Origin of the sequence: Microvirga zambiensis WSM3693 (genome assembly GCF_016735695.1) — a bacterium.
Classification (GTDB): Bacteria; Pseudomonadota; Alphaproteobacteria; order Rhizobiales; family Beijerinckiaceae; genus Microvirga; species Microvirga zambiensis.
In genome coordinates, this window is sequence record NZ_JAERQD010000064.1 from 1 (window position 1) to 20232 (window position 20232).

Annotated in this window: 15 protein-coding genes and 1 pseudogene; 4 read left to right on the plus strand and 12 right to left on the minus strand. The window is 55.7% G+C overall.

Annotated features, from left to right (window positions below):
* A partial coding sequence (locus JKL46_RS28670) for a transposase (protein WP_201840084.1) occupies positions 1-392 on the minus strand: 392 nt, incomplete at its 3' end.
* Between the two features lie 330 nt (positions 393-722).
* Between JKL46_RS28670 and JKL46_RS28675 the strand changes: the two genes are divergently transcribed.
* Positions 723-1706, plus strand: a complete 984-nt coding sequence (locus JKL46_RS28675; RefSeq protein ID WP_425493325.1) for a Bug family tripartite tricarboxylate transporter substrate binding protein — start codon at positions 723-725, stop codon at positions 1704-1706.
* 263 nt (positions 1707-1969) lie between these two features.
* Here the strand turns inward: JKL46_RS28675 and JKL46_RS28680 are convergent, their stop codons facing one another.
* The 5 genes from JKL46_RS28680 to JKL46_RS28700 all read right to left on the minus strand — a co-directional run bounded on the left by JKL46_RS28680 (position 1970) and on the right by JKL46_RS28700 (position 8010).
* Positions 1970-3046 carry an SDR family oxidoreductase gene (locus tag JKL46_RS28680; RefSeq protein WP_201840087.1) on the minus strand — a complete coding sequence of 359 codons (1077 nt, stop codon included), beginning with the start codon at positions 3044-3046 and terminating at the stop codon, positions 1970-1972.
* 45 nt (positions 3047-3091) lie between these two features.
* A complete protein-coding gene (locus tag JKL46_RS28685) occupies positions 3092-4342 on the minus strand; it encodes an ABC transporter ATP-binding protein (RefSeq protein ID WP_201840090.1) in 1251 nt (416 codons plus the stop codon).
* 30 nt (positions 4343-4372) lie between these two features.
* Entirely contained in the window at positions 4373-6154 is a 1782-nt protein-coding gene (locus JKL46_RS28690) for an ABC transporter permease (RefSeq protein ID WP_201840092.1), read from the minus strand.
* A 66-nt stretch (positions 6155-6220) separates the two neighbouring features.
* Positions 6221-6868, minus strand: coding sequence for an HD domain-containing protein (locus tag JKL46_RS28695; protein ID WP_201840095.1), 648 nt, complete (start codon positions 6866-6868; stop codon positions 6221-6223).
* Between the two features lie 8 nt (positions 6869-6876).
* Positions 6877-8010 (minus strand): ABC transporter substrate-binding protein, encoded by a 1134-nt coding sequence (locus JKL46_RS28700; protein WP_201840098.1) that lies wholly within the window; start codon positions 8008-8010, stop codon positions 6877-6879.
* 378 nt (positions 8011-8388) lie between these two features.
* Between JKL46_RS28700 and JKL46_RS28705 the strand changes: the two genes are divergently transcribed.
* The 3 genes from JKL46_RS28705 (at position 8389) to JKL46_RS28715 (ending at position 11419) form a co-directional block, all read left to right on the plus strand.
* Positions 8389-9327, plus strand: coding sequence for a carboxymuconolactone decarboxylase family protein (locus tag JKL46_RS28705; protein ID WP_201840100.1), 939 nt, complete (start codon positions 8389-8391; stop codon positions 9325-9327).
* 125 nt (positions 9328-9452) lie between these two features.
* Positions 9453-10427, plus strand: a complete 975-nt coding sequence (locus JKL46_RS28710) for a thiamine pyrophosphate-dependent dehydrogenase E1 component subunit alpha (protein WP_201840103.1) — start codon at positions 9453-9455, stop codon at positions 10425-10427.
* Entirely contained in the window at positions 10424-11419 is a 996-nt protein-coding gene (locus tag JKL46_RS28715) for an alpha-ketoacid dehydrogenase subunit beta (RefSeq protein WP_201840106.1), read from the plus strand. Before JKL46_RS28710 ends, JKL46_RS28715 begins: the two co-directional genes overlap by 4 nt.
* A gap of 1167 nt (positions 11420-12586) precedes the next feature.
* On the opposite strand, the gene JKL46_RS28720 is transcribed toward JKL46_RS28715, so the two are convergent.
* The 6 genes and pseudogenes from JKL46_RS28720 to JKL46_RS28745 form a co-directional block, all read right to left on the minus strand.
* Positions 12587-13507, minus strand: a complete 921-nt coding sequence (locus tag JKL46_RS28720) for a beta-keto acid cleavage family enzyme (RefSeq protein ID WP_201840111.1) — start codon at positions 13505-13507, stop codon at positions 12587-12589.
* A gap of 981 nt (positions 13508-14488) precedes the next feature.
* On the minus strand, positions 14489-15568 hold the full coding sequence (locus JKL46_RS28725; RefSeq protein WP_201840113.1) for an SDR family oxidoreductase: 1080 nt from the start codon (positions 15566-15568) through the stop codon (positions 14489-14491).
* A 32-nt stretch (positions 15569-15600) separates the two neighbouring features.
* A complete protein-coding gene (locus tag JKL46_RS28730; protein WP_201840129.1) occupies positions 15601-16446 on the minus strand; it encodes a carboxymuconolactone decarboxylase family protein in 846 nt (281 codons plus the stop codon).
* Between the two features lie 218 nt (positions 16447-16664).
* Positions 16665-17504 (minus strand): fumarylacetoacetate hydrolase family protein, encoded by an 840-nt coding sequence (locus JKL46_RS28735; RefSeq protein WP_201840132.1) that lies wholly within the window; start codon positions 17502-17504, stop codon positions 16665-16667.
* 55 nt (positions 17505-17559) lie between these two features.
* A complete protein-coding gene (locus JKL46_RS36695; RefSeq protein ID WP_201840135.1) occupies positions 17560-18969 on the minus strand; it encodes an FAD-linked oxidase C-terminal domain-containing protein in 1410 nt (469 codons plus the stop codon).
* A 731-nt stretch (positions 18970-19700) separates the two neighbouring features.
* Positions 19701-20176: pseudogene (locus tag JKL46_RS28745) on the minus strand (IS5 family transposase); the annotation flags it as partial.
* Between the last annotated feature and the right edge of the window lie 56 nt (positions 20177-20232).

Genomic DNA, 20232 nt, shown 5'->3' on the forward strand with positions numbered 1-20232 from the left:
ACCCATGCGTGCCATGAGTAGTTCTCCCGAAGCGCAACGAAATCAATCATGGTGCACTGACCGGTTGAACCCACCGTGGCCTTCTTGAGGATGTCGCGCTCTTGCCGCAGCACCTCGTTCTCGCGACGCAGCCGCTTGACCTCGTCCATGACATCCTCACTGGGCGGCATGGCCGACGAAGGCCGTGTGTCCTGGTGCTCGGCCATCCAGCGCCCGAGCGTCGAACGGTTCACCCCAAGATCGTCGGCGATCGCGCGCTGGGAGCGTCCACTCGTTAAAACGAGGCGGACGGCCTCATCCTGAAACTCTCTCGTAAAACGGGTCTTCGCATGGAGATCCTCCTGCTTCATCAAAAGCTCTCCATTTTTTCGGAGCAAGTCCACCGTGCTCATGGGCTGCTCCTGTGCCGCTGGCTGCTGACAACAGCCATGCTACCTCACCGCTGGGTGGGAGCCGTCCACAGCCTCAAATGAGGACCCGCCGAAGGGAAAGCCAAACACACTCAAAATACTCTGTTTTCAGAACAGTCCCATATGGTAGGACAGTGTCCCGCATGCTAAAGTGAGGCTACGGGGTGGTAGCAGGTGGACATTCTGCGGGCCCCAATTCTGCTCGACACAGGAGGAAACATGCTCCCTCATCGATCTCGCTATGCACGCTGGCGTAACATGAAACTTCCCCGGGACTGCGCCTTTAGAAATACCTTAGGGCCCCTTAAGGCGATCGCACTCTCCCGCCGAAGTGTAATGCTCGGGCTAAGTTCGTCTATTGTGCTGGCGAACTCAAAGGTATCGTTCGGACAGGAGCTTCGCAAAGGCGCGCTCATTACGATTGTCGTACCATTCGCTGCCGGTGGCTCGGCGGACGTCATGGCACGAATCATATGCCAAAGGATGGCGGGGCTTCTCGGCGTAAATGTCGTGTTTGAGAATCGAGGAGGCGCGGGAGGCACTTTGGCAGCAACGGCCGTCGCCAGGGCAAATGCTGACGGATTGACGCTTCTCTGGGGATCCATTGCAACGCATGCGATCAATCCCGCTCTTACTCAATCACTTAAGTACGATCCCGTTCGGGACTTCTCGCCGGTATCACTCCTTGTAACATTGCCTAATGTCCTGCTGGTAAACTCGAATGTTCCGGCGAAGGATATTGGCGAGTTCATCGCGCTGCTGAAGGCGAACCCGGGCAAGTACTCCTATGCTTCATCCGGAAACGGCACTCCACTGCATCTGTCCGGAGAGTTGTTCCGAATGATGAGCGGTACCGACATTAGGCATGTGCCATATCGAGGCGCTGGCCCTGCCATGAACGATGTTGTTGCAGGGCATGTCCCGGTCATGTTCGATACACTGGCATCGGCAACGCCACATATCGAAGCTGGAACAGTGAGAGCACTCGCCGTCACCACAAAGGATAGATCGCCAACACTGCCCACCGTGCCAACTATGATTGAAGCCGGGCTCGTCGGTTATGAGACCTACGCGTGGCAGGGGCTTTTCGCGCCACCGAACACGCCCGAGGCTGTAATCGCCCAGCTTAATCAAGCTGTAAACGGAGCGTTGGCTGATCCTTCGACGGCAGATCGACTTCGAGCGCTCGGAGCCACGATGGTGGGTTCGACCCCGGAGCAGTTGGAGGAACATGTGAAGGCAGAGCTCATCAAGTGGGCACCTGTCGTTAAGGCGTCCGGTGCCCAGCTAGAGTAAGCCAACTGGAGTACGCACTTGCAGTTTCGTAAAGCTTGATACCTCAACTGGCGCTGGGTTCTTATGGTCGTACGGCGCCAGTACACCTTTCACTCGGCTGCACCGATGCAGAGGCGGTAACCCGGTTGAAGCAAGCTCGTTTATCCACTAACTTGAATGCCGCAGTCAGAGGCTGTTTGCCAGAAGGGTGCGGCCTTGTGACTGAGCGCGATGCTCCTCGAGATCACAGCGCCATTACAGAGACGTCTGGTTCGTCGGGTTAATTACCGCGGCAGGATCGACGCTTCCTGCATGCGCGTCAGCCAGTACAGAATTGAATCTTCCGTGTCATAGCAAGGCGTGAAACCCGCCTGACGGAACTTAATGGGACTCATGATGATCCTCTCAGGCGGATTATCCTGACCATATGCAAAATTGTAGTCAGCAAATTGCCAGGCACCGCCCACCAGATCGTTCATCGAGGTTGAATGCAAGCCGTGCTCAGCGGCAATTGCATCCCACACGGCTGCAAATTTCGGCATTTCTTCCGCGAGCCGCATTGGCCGATGATCACCAACAGCCATTCCAAAGTGCTTTGCCACGCTCGGCCAAAGATCGTGCCAGACGATCACATCGCCATTGACGACATTAAAGGTATCGCCAGGCGCAAGCCGGTGGGTTCCAGCAAACTCGACAGCCTGTGCAATCAGTCGACTGTCAGTACAAGAAATCACGTACCGACCACCACCCGGATAGTGCAGGGGCTCTCCTAGCTGCCGCATTACACTCGCATAGACCCCAATCGCCGCAATGATGCTCATGGGGCTGCCGATAGATTCACCCAGAATCATCATTGGACGCAAGATCGTGAAGTTCCAGGCCGCATTACGCTGGCGCTCCCGAAGGAAATCCTCCTGCTGCCAATAGAAAATCTTGTGCGCCCCTCTCGGCCAGCGTTCCTTCGCAGGTACCGGAACCGGCTTCAGGTGGGAACCATAAGCCTTACTGCCCTGCAGGATAGTAATATGCTGTAGTGCAGATGACGACTGCTCTAAGCCGTCAACTACGTTTTGAAGCATCGCCAGGTTGGCTTCCATTTGGGACTGCTCGCGCCAGCCAGCCAAAAGATCGTCCTGCTCGAACAGCGCCATATAGGCCAAGTGGGTAACGCCCTCCAGGCTCTGAAGCGACCTCCTTGATTCCTCGGCGTCAAGGAGGTCGACCGGCATATGATACACAGCGGGATCCGCCGGCCGACGTCTCGAAAGTGCAATTACATCCCAGTCCGGTAGCGATCGAAAGTGGCGAATTGCAGCGGTACCGGCTATTCCGGTTGCTCCGGCAACAACAATCTTGTTCATGACAGCATTTGCACCAGTTAGCTATGTCGCAAGATGCGCGAGACTTTACGTCGACTGTCCTATCGTGGCCGTCTTGCGCAATGAAAACTGCTGATTCCGCATCGGTGTAGTTGTCGGAGTGTCTGTCGTACGGGGTGTTTCGAGTTTCCCGTCGGCCGGATCCACGGCACTCACCTGGCTAACCTTCGCCGCTGCAACCTCGTCTTCATAGAGAAGACCATCATCGACATCAAATTCAATCCGCACGGATGTCCCGACGGGGAAAATAACACGCGCGTTCTCGCGTACAATGACCGAGGTCCCATCGACAAGAAGCCGGTAGTCGACGGCCTCACCAATAAACGAAACTTCAGCGACGACACCCGGAAGGCTATTGACGGCGGAGCTCTCACCTTGGCGCAGGGACATCTTCTCCGGTCGAACTGCAAGGACTACTCTAGCCCCTTCGTGCATTGCCCGTTGGCTCCGAGCGTGGAGGGTTCCTGACCCGACTTGAACGCTGACGTAGTCGCGGTGAACCGTATTCACTTTGGCTGCGAAACAATTCACCCGCCCGAGGAAGCCAGCGACATAGAGATCTGACGGCTTCGAATAAATTTCCTGCGGCGCATCCTCTTGAATAATGACACCCTCACGCATGACCGCGACGCGATCCGACATACTTAGAGCCTCGGTCTGATCATGTGTCACAAACAACGTCGTGATACCGACATTTTTTTGTAGTCGTCGAAGTTCCATTCGCATGGATTCGCGGAGGGTTGCGTCCAGGTTGGAAAGCGGTTCGTCTAAGAGAAGAAGCTTTGGCCTCGCAACCAGAGCTCGAGCGAGTGCAACGCGCTGCTGCTGCCCGCCAGATAGTTCTGTGCCGCGTCGGCCACTCAAGTGGTCGAGCTTAACGGCAGCCAGGGCCTCCTCAGTGCGACGAACGACTTCACGCCTGCTAACCTTGCTGCGCCAAACCGTAATCGGAAAGGCGACATTGTCGAATACGCTCATATGCGGCCAGATGCCGTAGTTTTGAAATACCATGCCAATATCGCGCTTGTTGGGCGGCATGAACACCGGCGGCGCGGACGAGTCGACCACCGTGCCGGCGATCGCGATGTCGCCCCCGTCGATGTGTTCCAACCCCGCAACGCACCGTAACGTCGTACTCTTGCCGCAACCGGAAGGGCCTAGCAACGTGTATAACTCGCCCTCGCGGATGTCGAAATTCACACCACGAACTGCATGGAATGCTCCATAGTGCTTGTTCAAGGCTCGAACGACGAGTGTGGATTCGCCCGTACGTGTCATTTGATCCTCCCGTATTTCCATCATAGTCATTTACCGGCGCCCCGAAGCCTCAGCGGCGACAATGCCATACCGGCGACTGAGCCCCTCTAAGACAAAGCCTAGGATCCCAAGAAGAATGGCAACGACAACGCTCAAAGCTGCAGCATTCGTCACCTGTCCTACTTCCCAGAGATTCCAAATCCGCACCGAGATCATCTGATTTCCCTCGCTCTGCAGCAGCAAGGCGATGGGCAGCTCACGAGCGGTCTGTAGGAAGGCATACTGCCATCCGGTCAGCAGCGCCGGCAGGAGGAGCGGAATCAGAACGCGTTGAAACAATTCACGGTGGTTTGCTCCGGCAACGAATGCGCTCTCTTCCAATTCCTTGCTGATCGACAGCACTCCCGAAAAGTTTGAGCGCATCGTGAAGGGAAGAGAGCGGGCCATGTAGGCCAAGACAAGGATTGCCGCCGTCCCGTAAATCGGAACTGGCAGCCCCACATAGGCCCAAAGGACGCCTGCACCGAGGACAATGCTCGGAATCGCCAACGGAATCACTGAGACAAATTCCAACGCGGACCTGCCTGGTACCCTTGTGCGAATAACGAGCCAGCACGCTGCTGCAGTCGCAAACACTAGGATTGTGGCACTTCCGCCTGCAACAAGCGCCGTCGCTGCGAGTGAGTCTAGAACTCGCGATCCTGAGTCGACCAACGCGTAGTAATTATTGAGTGAAGCAGAGCCCAGCGCTTCCCAAGACGGAATCCGGTAGAAGGGCATGAGGGAAACCCATACCAACATAAAAAGCGGAAGAAGGATCACGAGCGGAAGCGTGAGCATGAAGATCCCGGCTGCCCACCGATAGCGTCCAAGATCCAAGCGGGCTGTTCTTAGTCCTTTTCCGGTAATTGTTGCATAATGCCCCTGGCCCTTTGTAGCCCTGTGATAGGCATATAGGAGCGGCAATACAATCAACACAAGCAGGATCGAGTAGGCAGATACCTGGCCGTAGTTAGGCAATACAGTTGCATGCAACCGCACGAAAATCTGTGTCGCCAGTACGTTCACGCCACCCGGGAGTCCAAGAATAGCCGGGACCTCGAATGACTCGAGATTTCGAACGAGGCTAATAAAGAAGACGGCAAACCCAGCCGGCATCGCGAGACGGAGTGTGATGCGGAGGAAGACTTCGGCGCTTGTGCCCCGCGCGACACGACCGGCCTCCTCCAAGCTTGCATCCATAGACCTGAAAGGGACAACCATGAGGAGAAAGACAACGGCTGTCCAAAGAATAGCCTCGACGAAGATCATCCCACCCATACTCTGCACATCCAACGGCTCTGAGAGGATGCCGAGTTGCGTCACGAGGATCGAGTTGATGAATCCCTGCCGCCGCCCGAGCAAGAACACCCAACCAAGCACCTGGATGACTGTCGGAAGCGCGAATGAGAGAAATGCGGACACATAGACTAGACGCCTGAATGGCGCATTCGTGCGCTCCGCGAGCCAAGCTAGAACGGAGCCGTAAGCAAAGGAAATAACTGACGCTGAAACGGCGAAGATCAATGTATTAGAGATCACTCCTGCATGAACAAGCGTCGGCAGAATCGTTACGAAGTGATCAAAAGTAAGCTCGTTTGTATCCCCGTCGGTAAAAGCCTTTACGACCAAAGATGCAACCGGCGGAAACACCAGCCAAACGAAGAAGGCAAGCAGAATGCCAAATAGAACCAACTCTACTGGCTGAACACGCGAGAACAGCCGGTGGCGTGGTCTTTGCCGGTCGATGAGTAGTCCCTTAACTTGAACTGGTTGAACAGAAGAATGTGACATATTGTTTCCTCGGGCGCTGTCAACGGCCTCAGGCCTTGGAGACGCGGCTCACCACGTTCGTTTCAGCTAGTACGCTTCAATCTCACGTACCTGACGAAGGAGAGGGTGGTCTTTCTTCAGTAAGATGGAACGAGCATGGATCGGAGGCGCACCAGATTGATTGGCCGCAAGATCGAATGCTGTCAGGTCCGCATAGTGTATGATGGTACCCTCGATGGTAGGAGGTAGGTGACCGTCATAGTTGAACGGCGCGTGATTTCGGACGAGTTCGCAGACGGCCTCCGGTATGCCGTAGGCCTGGGCCAGCGCCGCGCCTGCGGGCCCATGGTCTCGCATCGTATATCCATCGACATACGCGACCGAACCAGAGTCTGTTCGGCGTTGAATGAAGGCTTTGTCAACGTCGTGAAGAATGGCAGCGGCCAAGGTTGTATCCCAGTCTGGATCAAGGCCGAAGCTGGTCTGGGAGAGTTGAAGGAGATATAGCGCGAGTGAATTGACGTCGTTCACGTGCTGGAGCAAAGAACGGTTCCGAAGCCCGGTGCTAACCGGGATACCGTCGAAACTTGCATACCCGCCCTTCTCTAATGCCGCGATCCACGTACGGGTCACCGCGGCTCTCAGAGTAGAATCCGAGAGCCGTGTGATCGCCTCGATGTCAGCAGCAATTCGCTCGGGATTTAAGCCGATCGTGTTGTCCGTCTGAAGCGACATGTTAAGCCTCACTGCGAGTGGAACAGGCGGGTGGCGAGATCTGCTAGATCATTGGAACGTCTTGGATATCCGGGATCTGACTCGGGAAAGACAAATTTCAGCTGTGCATCCTCTTGCTTCATGAATGCAGGGCTCAGGGATTCAAAACCGCTCTTAACGTAGATCTGTTGCCCCTCTTGTGAAGTTACGAAGTCAATAAACAGCATGGCGGCGTGAGGGGACGGTGACTTTGCAGGTAGTGCAAGCGCAGTGCTGATAGACACCACAGGTGAAATCGGGACAAATGCAACCGGCGCCCCTTTTTCGATTGCTCCCGCAATATGAGCCCGGGTAATCGTTGGAGAGATCTCGACTTCTCCACTGAGTAGCATTTCGGCCAAGGCACGAGCCGTGACTTGCACGAGGCGAGGCTTTTGAGCTGCGAATTTTTCCAGGTAATCCTTCCCCTGATTGTCCTGCAGATACGCAATCAAGCCCGTAGCGGCCTCGCCACCTGCAATCGTGATTCGGCCACGCCATTTGGGATCGAGAAGGTCCTGCCACGATTTTGGCGCCTCTGTTGGGGAGACCGCCTTCGTGTTGATTGCTAAGCCGCGCATATTACTTCGGGACGCGATATAGTACCCGTCTCGGTCTGTCGCTTCGGGAATTTGCAACTTCGAGTTTGGCGTTGAATATGTCGTCAGAAACTTGAGCTGGCGCAAGGCATTGAGGCCCGACACAAAAGTCTCAATCACTCCAATAGAGCTACGTCCCGACCTCATCTCTGCCATTGCACGCGTAGTCACATCCGTTGGGCTGTTCAGGCAGCAAGGCACGGACACCTCAAGGAACGGGTACTTGGCCTTAAACGCAGTCACGATTTGAGTGATTGCCGGATCTCCTGTTGAGGAGAACACCACTAGCCGTCCTTCGCGACGGGCGCCGGTTTCAAGAAAAGCTTGCCGGTCAGCGCCTGAGTACTGGGCAACGGCAGCAACAGGATCATCTGTGGCATTGCGGCTTTGAGCGGTCGCCGGCGCTGGAAGCCCGGCCAACCCTAGAGCAACAAGCGATAGCAGCGCCAGTCCGGAGCGACGGCTGGGATACCCAAGATTAAGTTTCGCTCCCTTGATGTTCTGCGGCATGTCCAGACCTTTCATTCGGATATCGCGCATCTCGCGCGGGGATCGGGGGTCAACACCCGTCTGTCCCGTTAGCTAGGACAACGTCTCAGTATTAATCGGTCTCTCGATGCTGTCAACACGTCCGTCACATCGATCATCCGCAGGAACAAATTCGCAAGTTCGCCGCGATTGCTAGGTGAATACTAGAAATTCAACGCCTGAATGGGCATTCGGGGCCGCTTGACCCTTTGAACGTTCAATGTTAGCCATACCGGGACGTTGTCCTGCTTACAGGGACATGCCTAGACTGCGCAATGAAGTTGGAGGCGCAACGCGGTTCTCTCACCGCTCCAAGTCCGGTCGCGTTTGGGTAAACGCCAAAAGTCCAGTCGCATTATGGAAGGAACGATCAAAATGGTAGCAACAACCGCAGCAGTTCGCACCGAAACCAGACAGCAACAGATTGATCGCTTGATTGAACGCCATATTCGCGACCGCAATATGGACCCGCGGTCGATAGAAGAAACCTATAAGTTCACGCACGTTGGCATCGAGCTTGACCCCGATTTCTTTGAGGCTCGTCTCGACATGGGCTGGGGGTTCTTTAAGGACCAGCCCCGCTACCTCGACCACATCACTCGCAACATGATCATCTTCACCTATCTGGCGTACCGGCGCTCGACGGGCTGCTTCCATCAGGGTCGGAAGGGCGTGATGATGGGCGCAACCTATGAGCAGATGGTCGAGGCACTCGAGGCTGCACATACGGCCGGCGGCGGTCTGACGCTGCATCATGGCTTCGAGGCAATCCTGCGAATGCAGAAGGAAGGTCTGGTACCGGGTTGCCAGGAGGGGCCGTGGAACGGCCATTGGGTGCAGTTTGACTATCGTCCGGGCGTCGTCGTTGATCCCATGGTCGAACTCCCGATGCCGTTGTCCGCGGAGCAACTCGAGGACAACATCCGTCGCTATTATTCTGCGGAACTCGGAGCAAGTCAGATCGCCGATGATCTTATCTATGCTTCGCGCATAGATCCGGAGTTTTGGTCACGCTATTGCCGACTGGCGTGGGGCGTCTACCAAGCGAAACCCTGTTTCCTGGATCCGATCAGGCGCGAACTCATGATCCTTGGCATTTATGCTTTCCAAGGTCGAACGGAACTGGTGGAGTTCCACATCCGCCGTGCGCTGCTGATGGGAGCTCCGGTCGAAGCCCTCATGGAGGCCATTGAGGTTACCTTTGTCGGCTCTGGTAACCGTATCCTTTTCGACTGCACGCGTATCCTGCGGAAAGTGACAGGCGGTGCTGTGTTGAAGGGGCAGGTCCCGGTCGAGAAGCTAAAGATCGCATGACAGGTGCGCAAGGCAGAGGACATGACCTCATCCCTCTGCCTTGCGAGCTGACCATCCGGATTGGCCGCATTGTTGATCTCTCACATCAACAACAGTGCGGTGCGTTAGGGCGAGGGAATCGCACAATGGACCGAGATAAACTTACAGAGGCTTACCGCCTCATGTTGCTGAGCCGCGCGATTGACGAGAAATGCACTGAGATCGCTTTTGAAGGGGTGGCCGTGCCAAATTATCATGGCGCTCGAGGTCAAGAGGCTCTCTATGCTGGGGTTGGGTTATCACTGCAAATCGATGATCAGTTACTCTACAACTATCGAGCATTCGCTACATTATTAGCTAAAGGCGTAAAATTAGAGGAACTTGTTGCTGATTTGCTCATGAATGCCAATGGAACGTCACGCGGTCACGGAGGGATCATGCACGTGACGGCCCCAGAACGAGGGATCCCTGGCCGAAACGGCGTCTTCGGTAGCAAATTCGGTATCGCGCTAGGTCTCGCCCAAGCGCTTGTCCTCCAACGCCGCAAGGCTGCTGTTGTCTGTATGTTCGGCGAGGCGGAAGGAAATCGGGGCGGGCTGTATGAAGCACTGAACATTGCGGCCCTGCGCCAGCTTCCGATCGTTTTCATCGCAGAGAACAATGGTTATGCGGTCGCGGCGCCAACTAGCCTGTTATACAGCACCGGCGACATGTCGGGCATGATGGCAGGCTTTCCTATGCCGGTTCTCAAGCTTGACGGAAACGATGTTGAGCAGGTTGGAACTGAAACAGAGCGTCTCGTTGAGCGAGCACGCGATGGAGGAGGGCCAGCATTTGTTGAATGCGTCACAGTGCGGCTCGATCCCCATCATTTGCATGATGATCAGTCTCGCTACCGCGACTCGAATATGCTCGATGATGCTTGGAAACTCGACCCGATGCCCCGGGCTCGCGCCCGCCTTCTCGAATTGGGGCTTTCGACCGCAGAGCTCGAGCGCGAAGAAGCCGCTGCAGTAGCAAAGGTTGGTCACGCCTTTGACGCCATGTTAGATGGACCACCGGCCTCGCTCGATGCGGTCTTTGCTCATACATATTTCGACTCAAGAAAGGCGCTGCAATGAGTGCGACGATGCGAAAAGCAATTACTGCGGGCCTGCACGACGTTATGACGTCTCACACCGATGCGATCATGCTTGGTGAAGCGCTCGACACGCGCGGGGGCGCAAGTGAGATCACGTATGGATTCCTGCAGAGATATGGCGGCGATCGCGTGATCGAGACGCCTATTTCGGAAAATGCACTTGTCGGTATGGCCCTTGGAGCGGCCGTATCCGGCCTTAGGGTCATAGCTGAGGTTTACTCAGCCGATTTTCTTGTATGCGCTGGAAGTGAGGTCGTGAATGACATCGCAAAATGGCGATACCAGCATCAATGGAAAGCGCCGTTACATCTCGTACTAAGAATGCCGGCAGGCTCTTCTGCCAAGTGGGCAGGTCCGGAGCATACGCAATCAATTGAAGCAATATTCAACAACGTTCCTGGCCTTCGAATAGTCGTCCCGAGCACTCCGGGCGCGGCCCGGAAAGCTCTGATCGAGGCAGTCGAAATCGGAGACCCCGTGATTTTTCTAGAGCATCGATCTCTCTACGATCTTCCAGAGGACGAGGGCGCCCTCGGAGAAGCGGCATCGGGCAACGTATTGCGCGGGCACATCGCGGTGCCAGGCGACGATGTCACCATCGTTGCATGGGGAGCTATGCAGCGCGTGGCTCGGGACGCAGCGAGAGAGCTTGCTGATATCGGAATCTCGGCTGAGGTGATCGATCCCGTTACCGTAAAGCCAATGAATCATCATCTCATCCATGAGTCACTGGCCCAGACCGGTCGGCTCGTTGTCGTTGACGAGGGCCCACGCACAGGGGGCACCGCGGCGGAAATCATTGTCCGTGCCCTGGAAGAAGCGCCGTGCCCGCTGCAGGGCTTTCGGAGAGTAACGTTCCCTGACGTACATCATCCATTCGATCCGCGCCTAGAGGCTGCACTTCTTCCAGACCGAGCAAAAGTCGTGGAAGCTGTGAAGTCGATCATGGACAAAGCGGCGCAATACAACTGAGCGGGTCCACGGCTCGCCGGAGGAGGTGAGCGAATTGGAGGGCGGCTGGTCCGTTGTAGACCAGCCGCCCTCCAACTGCGTCGATCTAATGCGATTTGCTGTCCAATGCCGGGTGACCGCGCCGGCATCCTGTAAATTGACCATAAACGGCATCCGATCTGATAGCACTAGCCTACCTTTAGCTATGCCGAAACAGAGTTCACTCGTAAGACTGACTGGTAGAGTGATTGGCGCTCCTGAAGGTGCCAACTGGGCGCCACGGGCGTATGAGGGTAGCGGTGTCGGATTGCGCAGCCCAGGGAAGCATATCGACCCGCGATAATCCAGAGAGAGATGGCGCCTGGATTAAGGGCCGTGCAGACGGCCTAGATCAGGTGGCGACGCTCCCTCAGGCTAAATGCTCCGAATAGCCGACGACGCGGGAGGGTAGAATTGAGGTGCTTCGAGCCGCTCCGGCGGCATGGCACGATACCGAGCGTGGCTGGTCGATAAAGCCCTCTGACTTGAGGACGCATGGTGAGTGGTGGAGTTTGCCGAAATAGACTCACCCACGCGAGCGCAGACATGGCTGAAGCCCTTACGTTGTGCTACCCGAACTGGCCAACCTGATTTTGGGTGATTCAAACGCATCCACCTCGGGGCGATGGTTGTTACACCGAATGAGGCGTCCGTGCCTTTTCCGTTCCGCGAAATCGAAATGCACCAGAAGCCGCCACTGCTCACGCAGCGCGTATTTATCATACGTTCGTCAGAGGGCACGGGACAAAGACGAGACGCCGTCTACTGCCTTCGCGTGGGGGGCGCTCCTTTTCACGACATCCAACGGGTGGTTACAGGAGAAGGAATTCAAGCAAACGCCTCAGTTAACCCCATGACCTTAGTTCTATCGGTCGCCTCGGCTCCTAACTAATGTTCCCAGCTCGTGAGGTGCCATCGACTGATGCAATCTGGAGAGGGGCGGTTTGATCGATCAAACCAACGCAGTCAGTGTAGCGCAATCGAGAGAATTGGTCCGGCGAATCGACGTGCCAAAAGTTGTCCGACCGAGAATGACTCCGCTCCGCCCTTCAATGGATGGAGCGCAGATTGCCTGATGCTAGCTGTAAAGAGGAGAGCGGTGTAGATCTGGCGATCTACACCGCAGTTTGCGACCAAACGTCAGTGATCTCAAGCGTGCTCGAGAACCTGACTTTGCCCCTCGCGCTTCACTTTAGGCTTCAGTCCAATGATTTCGCGCGCCTCGTGCGGTGAAGCAATTTCACGGCCTACCTCGCGAGCGATGCGAACGATTTTGTCAACGAGTTCTCCATTAGTGCGGGCATACTCGCCCGGACGAATAAACGGATTGTCCTCCATCCCGACGCGAACGTGGCCGCCTTCCATAATGACCGACGTCAGCACCTTCCAATGCTCCTCGGGATCCATGACGCTTGCATTCCAGTTCGTTCCCTTCGGAAGGTGCTTTTTCATGTAAAGGACGGCGTCCGCCGTAGGTGGCGTCCAAGAGCCTCCGCGCCAGCCGAAGAAGCACGTGATCCAGGCCGGTCCAGAAAGAAGTCCCTTATCCATCATTCTCTGGGCGTTCCAGAAGCCACCAGTGTGAAACGCTTCAACCTCAATCTTGACCCCGAGTTCGTTGCAGAGCGTGCAATACTCCTCAAGCTCGGTGCGTGAATGGATTCCGTAAATCTCCTTCGGCACCCGAGATGGATCGTAGTCGAAGCACTCATCATGGGGCACGAAGGCCACAGAGAGCATCTCGGGCGGATAGGTGCGAATAAGCTCCTTGCGCTGATTGAATCGGCCGCCGGCAATTCCGAATTGCATGACCGTGTCGCGCTGGCTTTCAATCGCTTGCTGCATCTCACCCCAGCCAGGTATCTGCAATGTAGACAGCCTTGAACCGTCAGGCTGCGGAGCGTCGTCAAGTTTGCGCGGCCCATGGATGTGACTGATAGCAGCGCCAGCATCAATGCCGCGAATATACTCTGTCACTACTGTATCCATGCCTTTGGGCGTGGGATTATGTGGGTTGCCCGGGAATGCCGAGTCACTGTCACAGGTTACGGTGATGATTAGCTTGTCCATCTAAGCCTCGCTTCTGAGGGTGTCCACCCGATGTGGTGCCTTAAGGCTATTACTGGGACATGGTCCCGTCAATAGGGACAGACGATTTAGGCTCGAAAACTGCGATCTGTGTGTCGGAAAGAGCGCCCAGAGTGGCTGGAGAAGTCTCAAGTCGCGCGGAAGGTGGGTGAGCATTGGAGAGAGCCTGCAGCGAGAGTACCATCTGCGCCATAGGAGTGGGTCTGAGCATGGCGGGAAGCCTACTGGAGCCGCTGAACAGCGAGCTCGACAGCACGCGAAATACTTTGCCAAAGGACATCCAAGATCTGGGTGAGGCAGGGCTAAGCCTATCCTAGAGCGTCGGACGTGAGTTCGAATTCACGTCCGATGCTCTCATTCTTTGTTTCTCGCATCTTTACACGCAAAACCGGTCCCCACTTTTGCGTTCGATGCTCCAATAGGGACTTCGCCAGGCTACCCTATGGTGGGGCAAGATTTGCCTGTCCTTGGCCACTTCAGCGTCGATCTAAGTTGTACCTTGGCTGAAGCAATCACTCCGGAGAGGCCTCAGGCAAATTGTCTACCTTTGATGCATTGCCATCAATGCCTTGGTGAATGCATACTGCCGGCGATACAGAAAACTGTTGGCGAGGTAGACACGTGCAACGGCGGATTCGGGGTCGATCAGGCGAGTTCGTCATGGCAAAGATTGTCCGGGAGAATCTGTGATGCGCACTCACCTCCGAGAGTTGCTACACCTGGTGAACAAGCAAATGGAGAGATTCTTCCAGTTCGTCCGGGACAACTATCTTTTTGCAGATTTCGCTCCTGAGAAGTGGCCTGACGAGACACAGGCAGATGCTGCCTCTCCAAACTGGGAAGGCGACAGAGACAAACGAGACAGCCGAAAGCATTGATCCTCGGCTAGATCTCCGTTTTGGAGTAGTCGCGAGGGCGCCATAAAGATCCTGAATCCGGACCTCGGGAACCGCCGCTGTCAGGCTAACGAGGCAGAATTTGGCGATCTTGCATGCGGCTCAGCCAATACAAGATTGCATCCTCGGTATCCATACAGTCCCCAAAGCCTGCCTTACGCAATTTGATTGGGCTCATGAGCCTGTCGAAAGGGCGCTCTCGACCGTAACCAAGCGTCAGGTCCGCCGTCTGCCAAGATGCGCCCACAATAGCCTCCATTGTCAGTTCTTTTAGGCCATGGTCCGCCACGACTTTGCTCCATCGATCCGAGAGCAATGGCATTTGCTCGCTAAGTCGCAACGGCTCGTCCCCGCCCGACTGCATACTGAAGTGTGCAGCTATCGAAGGCCACAAATCGCGCCAGACGACGCCATCTCCATTCACGACATTAAACGTTTCTCCGGCAGCATCCGGTTGCGTGGCACAGAATTCTACCGCCCGGGCAATGAGACGGCTATCCGCGCACGCCGTTACGTAGGTTCCACCGCCTGGAAAGGTCAGCGGGCGCCCCATGTCTCGAAGGACGCTGGCGTATACACCGATAGCCGCGATGATATTCATCGGGCTCCCGAGGGCATCACCTAGTATGAGCTGTGGACGAAGGATTGAGAAGGTCCAAGCACGTTCCGCTGACCGTGCCCGAAGGTAGTCCTCCTGCTGCCAGTAGAAGATATGGTGAGGCATCCGGGGCCAACGTTCCTTGGCTGGCACAGGGACCCGTCCAAGATGGGAGCCGTAGGCCTTCCCGCCCTGGAGAATTGTAAGATGCTTAAGCGCCGATTTTGCCTCAACACTTTCGACAACGTTTTGCAGCATCCGAAGATTGATTCCTGCCTGCGACTGGCTACGCCAGCCTGCCTCCAGATCCTCCTCCTCATAAAGAGCGGCGTACAAAATATGGGAGATTTTCGGTGCCTGTTGAAACGCCGCGCGACATGCGTCAGCGTCCGTCAGATCGACTGCAATGTGGTGCTCCACCTTCCTGTTCTTAGGCGGCCGACGCGAAAGGGTCACGACATTCCAACCTTGCAGCGCCGAGAAGTGTTCGGTCGCTGCTGTTCCGACCAGGCCGGTTGCACCAACAACCAGGATCGTGCGCTCGCTCATTGTTATCCTCGCTTTAAACCGTCTCGCATAGACTATAAACTGGCCCCAGGCTCGGACTCGACGATCTGGACCAAGTCCTTGAAACGCTCCGGGACAATGTTTGGATGACCAATCGTCACGACAGACTGGAATAGAACCTCCAGAACCTCACGGGCTGAAGCACCTTGTCGAATCGCAGTCCGCATGTGGTGCCGCGTCTGCACGATCTCTCCGATTGCCAGGGTATTGCCGACCATACAGAGCAGGCGGGTCCGGTGATCCAAAATCTGCCGCCCGTACATCTCGCTATAGCCGAACTCATAAAAAGCCCGGGTGAACTCTTCGTCGAGTGATCCAAGGAACTGAGCGTTGTCCAATGTGTGACGAGGGCGCAGGACGAGAGCCATGCTGATCCCATGCCAACCATATTTGTCCATCAACTGGTCGGCTCTCGGATCAGCGGCATCCTCGGGATGCCACGTCCGGCGCTCCTCATGCAGGGACCGCTCAGACTTGCGTTGGCCCGGACGAAGCGCCCTTGTCTTCACTTGGTCCAAAAGCCCGCGGGCGGAGACTTCCTCAAGGAATATGTCCATCGGCTCATCGACAATCGACTCTCCGCCATAAATGGAGCACTGGAGAATGACCTCGAGGACCTCATTGAGATCAAGCTTGTGGTTACAGGCAGCGACTATCGTTTCACGAAGCCGAGCGTGCCTGCGGGCCATTGTGAATTGACCCGTCATGACCAGAAGCCGGGTTCTCGAATCTAATGAAGGGCGTGAGAAGACGCTCGCAGCATAGGTGAGCGCAGCCTCCGCAAAAGCTGGGTCGGCGGTGCAGCGCAATGCGAAGCGAGCACGCACGCCAGGTTGGAATCGTTCAACAACCTCAAGCATAGTCTCTATCTGAGGGGCTTGTGCGCTTCGGGGAGCCTCTTGTGCCTTCACATTCATCTCTCATTACCTTCGGACTAATTCATCAGTTGTTTTCGTTCAGTGCAGAGTAGTGATATGCCTCGACAAGAAAATTCCTCTGTACTGAGGCAGTGATAGTGAATTGTTTCCAGCATCGGACCGATGTTCTGAAGCGTCGGCAAGTCTCTGTCGACACTGGTTCACCGGGCGTCGATGACAGAATTCCGGAGAAGTCCGACACGATCGATTTCAACCTCGACAACATCTCCGTCTTTCATCCAGAGGGGAGGGGTCCGCTTCATTCCGACACCTCCGGGAGTCCCCGTTACGATGACGTCACCCGGCTCCAGCTCGGTAAACGTCGAGCAATACGAAATGATCGTAGGAATGTCGAAGATCATATGTCCAAGGGTGGACTCTTGAACCATTTCGCCATTGAGTCGTGTCCTGATCCGAAGGTCGTCGAGCGGTCCGACATCATCTGGGGTTACTAGAGACGGTCCGAATGCGCCTGTCGCAATAAAGTTCTTGCCAGGAAGGAACTGTGACGTATGCCGTTGCCAGTCACGGATCGAAGCGTCGTTGTAGCAAGCGTAACCGGCAACATACTCGAATGCCTCGTCAGAGGGGATGAACCTCCCGCGCCTGCTCACCACAAGGGCAAGCTCGCCCTCGTAATCAAATTCGGTCGACTCTTTCGGGCGCACTAATGGATGATTGTGCCCGACTTGAGAGTTTGCAAAACGTGCGAAGAGCGTCGGATGTCCTACTTGCGCTCGCCCCGACTCCTTTCGATGATCCTCGTAGTTCAACCCTACACAGATAATCTTACCAGGATTAGGAATGACTGGTAGCAACTCGACCTCAGATAGTCGCAAGCGAGGTGCCTGCCGTGATGACGCTGACAGATCCATCCCGCTTGCGATCGCGTCTCGGAGCGTCACGGGAGCTCCATCGCCAAGCCCGACCGCCACGACGTTCTCACCCTCAAGGTATCCCCAAGATGCTTGGCCTGAAAGTGCAAAGCTCACGTACTTCATTTTGTCTCCATTCGAGCGACCATTGTGAATCGCAAAGGGATTTGAATTCTATAGCTCAAAGGAGCTTCCCCGGATTGAGAATGTTCAGGGGGTCAAGTGCCGATTTGATTGCTTGCATCATATTGAGTTCGTGCGACGTCTTGTATCGCTTCAACTCTCGACGCTTCAGCTGTCCAACGCCGTGTTCTGCGCTAATTGATCCTCCATACGCATGAACGGTGTCATGGACGGCCAAATAAATTTCATCCTGACTTTGTAGTAGCTTCTCCGGGTTAAAGTCATCGGAGCTGGCGACGTTGTAATGAAGATTTCCGTCGCCCAAGTGTCCAAATGGCATGATCGTGAGACCGGGGAATTCCTTCGATAGATGTTGACCCATCTGGTCAACGAACTGAGGGATCCGCGAAATAGGGAGCGCGATGTCGTGCTTTATGCTTTTCCCCGATTTCGCCTGCGCCAGTGTGATGCTTTCTCGTAGATGCCACATCGAACGGCTCTGATCGATGCTGTTCGCGACGACGGCATTCACGATCTCGGCCGCCCCGTATGCGTCGCCCAGCATCGTTTCGAAGCTGGTCCGCACATGGTCCTCTATGTTGCTATCGGCGATCTCAAGCAACACGTACCAGCGAGCGTGTGGCGATAGCTCGTGAAAGGGAAGATGCTGGTCTGGAAAGTGTTCGGTGACGAGCCGTAGGCAGACATCTGCCATTACCTCGAAGGCCGTTAAGTTCGCCTCGAATGCGGCTCTGGCGCGTTCAAGAAGCGCGAGGCAATGCTCAATGCCTTCAACTGCGACCAGCGCAGTATGCCGAACACGAGGCATTGGAAAGACCTTAAGAGTGGCGGCGGTAATGATGCCTAGCGTACCTTCGCTGCCGACGAACAGAGACTTGAGGTCATATCCCGTGTTATTTTTCCGCAGGCCGTTCAGACCTTTCCAGATCTGCCCATCCGATGTCACGACCTCCAGACCCAGCGTTAGGTCGCGAATGGCTCCATAGCGGAGAACTTGCGAGCCACCTGCATTTGAAGCAAGATTTCCACCTATCGTGCAGCTCCCTTCGGCTGCAAGTGAAAGTGGGAAGAGGCGATCATGGTCTTTGCAATATTTTTGCAGGCTTTCGAGAATACATCCTGCCTCGACTGTCACGGTGTTGTTAGCCAAGTCAAGGTCCCGAATCTGATTCAATCGAGTGGTAAGTAAGACAACAGCCATACCGCTTGCGTCGGGCGTGGCCCCACCGACGAGCCCAGTGTTACCGCCTTGCGGGACAATTGCGGTGCGATGTTCGGCACAGAGCTTCACGATCTGGGCAACTTGGTCGGTCGTAGATGGGCGTACCACGCAGTGCGCCGATCCATGATAGTATCCCCGCCAGTCCGTGAGATACGGAGCGGCATCGTCGTTAGTTAAAACGTTGCTGGAGCCGACAACCGAAGTGAGCGCTGACTCAATATTCACCTTAACCTCGCTTTAGAGCACTGGGGCATCATCTATCGTGGCATCCGCCAAATCCGCGGAGCCGGCTTCTAGTTGAATGGTGCCTTGTGTCGGCGTTCGATATTGCAGCCTTTATTGCCGCTCCCGTTGATCTCATCGGGAAACGGGCATCTGGCTGCGTAATCCCAAGGAATAGGCGTCGGGTGATCGCAGACCAACTGTATCTTCAGCAGTTCTGTCACTGCTTTCGTCGCTAATCGCCGGACGTGCCTAAACCACCTTGTTGCCCAAGTTCTAATGAGCGTGGGCAACCTCAGCATGTCCCTCCTTGAACTCTGCCGGCGCTTGACAGCAGAACTGATTCGCGGGGCGACCCTTTGTCTCAAGCCTATGGCTATGTTTGTTACATCCGACAACTTTCCCTCTCCCTGTCGAGCTTAAGGTGACAGTGTGCAGGTGTCGCGTCCACGCGGTAGTTGACACTTCTTTCAAGTTTGGCCATGCGGGACCTTTTTGAGGCGGACGCACGCTTAAAGACATCGATATAGGCGCATGCCTCACATTCTCAGTTCTCCCGCGCAAGCCTAACTGTCCCTGCCATTGGTCGCTTATGCGGCGCATGGTGAACCTGGGACGCTGTCTTGTCAAGTGGGACACGAGGCGGCTGGGTTAATTCGGGTATCGCCTGGATCTGTAACTCTGCCCTATAGGGGCACAGGTACTCAGCAACCTTTCCCAAAGACTAGGGCCTGTTAGGTCTTGAGCCAGTCGAGGGCGACGGCGAGGCAAAGTATGCCCATGAACGATGAGGCCGTCTTCTCGTAGCGGGTTGCAACAGCCCGCCACTCCTTAAGCCTCGCCCAGAGTCGCTCGGCCACATTGCGGTTGTTATAGATCCAGTCTGGACAGGCGACCGGCGCCTCGTGGTGCTGTGGTGGGATCGCCGGTCGGGCACTCAGGCTCCAGACATGCTCGTGAAAGGCATGGCTGGTGTAGCGGCGATCTCCAACCACCCACATTGGTATGCTGGGCAGGCTGTCCAGCAACGGGACCGCTTGCGGCGGTTCGTGCGCCTGACCGGGCGATATCCGAAAGGCGATGGCGCGTCCGAGAGCGGCGGCGATGACGCAAGCCTTGATGTCATTTCCCCCACGAGATCGGCCAAGTGCTTCACGATCGTCTCGTTGAGCTTGAGAGCCCCTTTTCGACGTGCCCCAGCCGCCTTCTGAGACTCGAAGCCAGTCTTATTAGAGCCAAGCATTAGCTCTGGAAGAATTCTATAAC

Coding starts and splice junctions, on each gene's coding strand:
- JKL46_RS28680 (WP_201840087.1), bottom strand. CDS start 3,046: ATGAACAAGATTGTTGTTGCCGGAGCAACCGGAATAGCCGGTACCGCT.
- JKL46_RS28685 (WP_201840090.1), bottom strand. CDS start 4,342: ATGACACGTACGGGCGAATCCACACTCGTCGTTCGAGCCTTGAACAAG.
- JKL46_RS28690 (WP_201840092.1), bottom strand. CDS start 6,154: ATGTCACATTCTTCTGTTCAACCAGTTCAAGTTAAGGGACTACTCATC.
- JKL46_RS28695 (WP_201840095.1), bottom strand. CDS start 6,868: ATGTCGCTTCAGACGGACAACACGATCGGCTTAAATCCCGAGCGAATT.
- JKL46_RS28700 (WP_201840098.1), bottom strand. CDS start 8,010: ATGAAAGGTCTGGACATGCCGCAGAACATCAAGGGAGCGAAACTTAAT.
- JKL46_RS28705 (WP_201840100.1), top strand. CDS start 8,389: ATGGTAGCAACAACCGCAGCAGTTCGCACCGAAACCAGACAGCAACAG.
- JKL46_RS28710 (WP_201840103.1), top strand. CDS start 9,453: ATGGACCGAGATAAACTTACAGAGGCTTACCGCCTCATGTTGCTGAGC.
- JKL46_RS28715 (WP_201840106.1), top strand. CDS start 10,424: ATGAGTGCGACGATGCGAAAAGCAATTACTGCGGGCCTGCACGACGTT.
- JKL46_RS28720 (WP_201840111.1), bottom strand. CDS start 13,507: ATGGACAAGCTAATCATCACCGTAACCTGTGACAGTGACTCGGCATTC.
- JKL46_RS28725 (WP_201840113.1), bottom strand. CDS start 15,568: ATGAGCGAGCGCACGATCCTGGTTGTTGGTGCAACCGGCCTGGTCGGA.
- JKL46_RS28730 (WP_201840129.1), bottom strand. CDS start 16,446: ATGCTTGAGGTTGTTGAACGATTCCAACCTGGCGTGCGTGCTCGCTTC.
- JKL46_RS28735 (WP_201840132.1), bottom strand. CDS start 17,504: ATGAAGTACGTGAGCTTTGCACTTTCAGGCCAAGCATCTTGGGGATAC.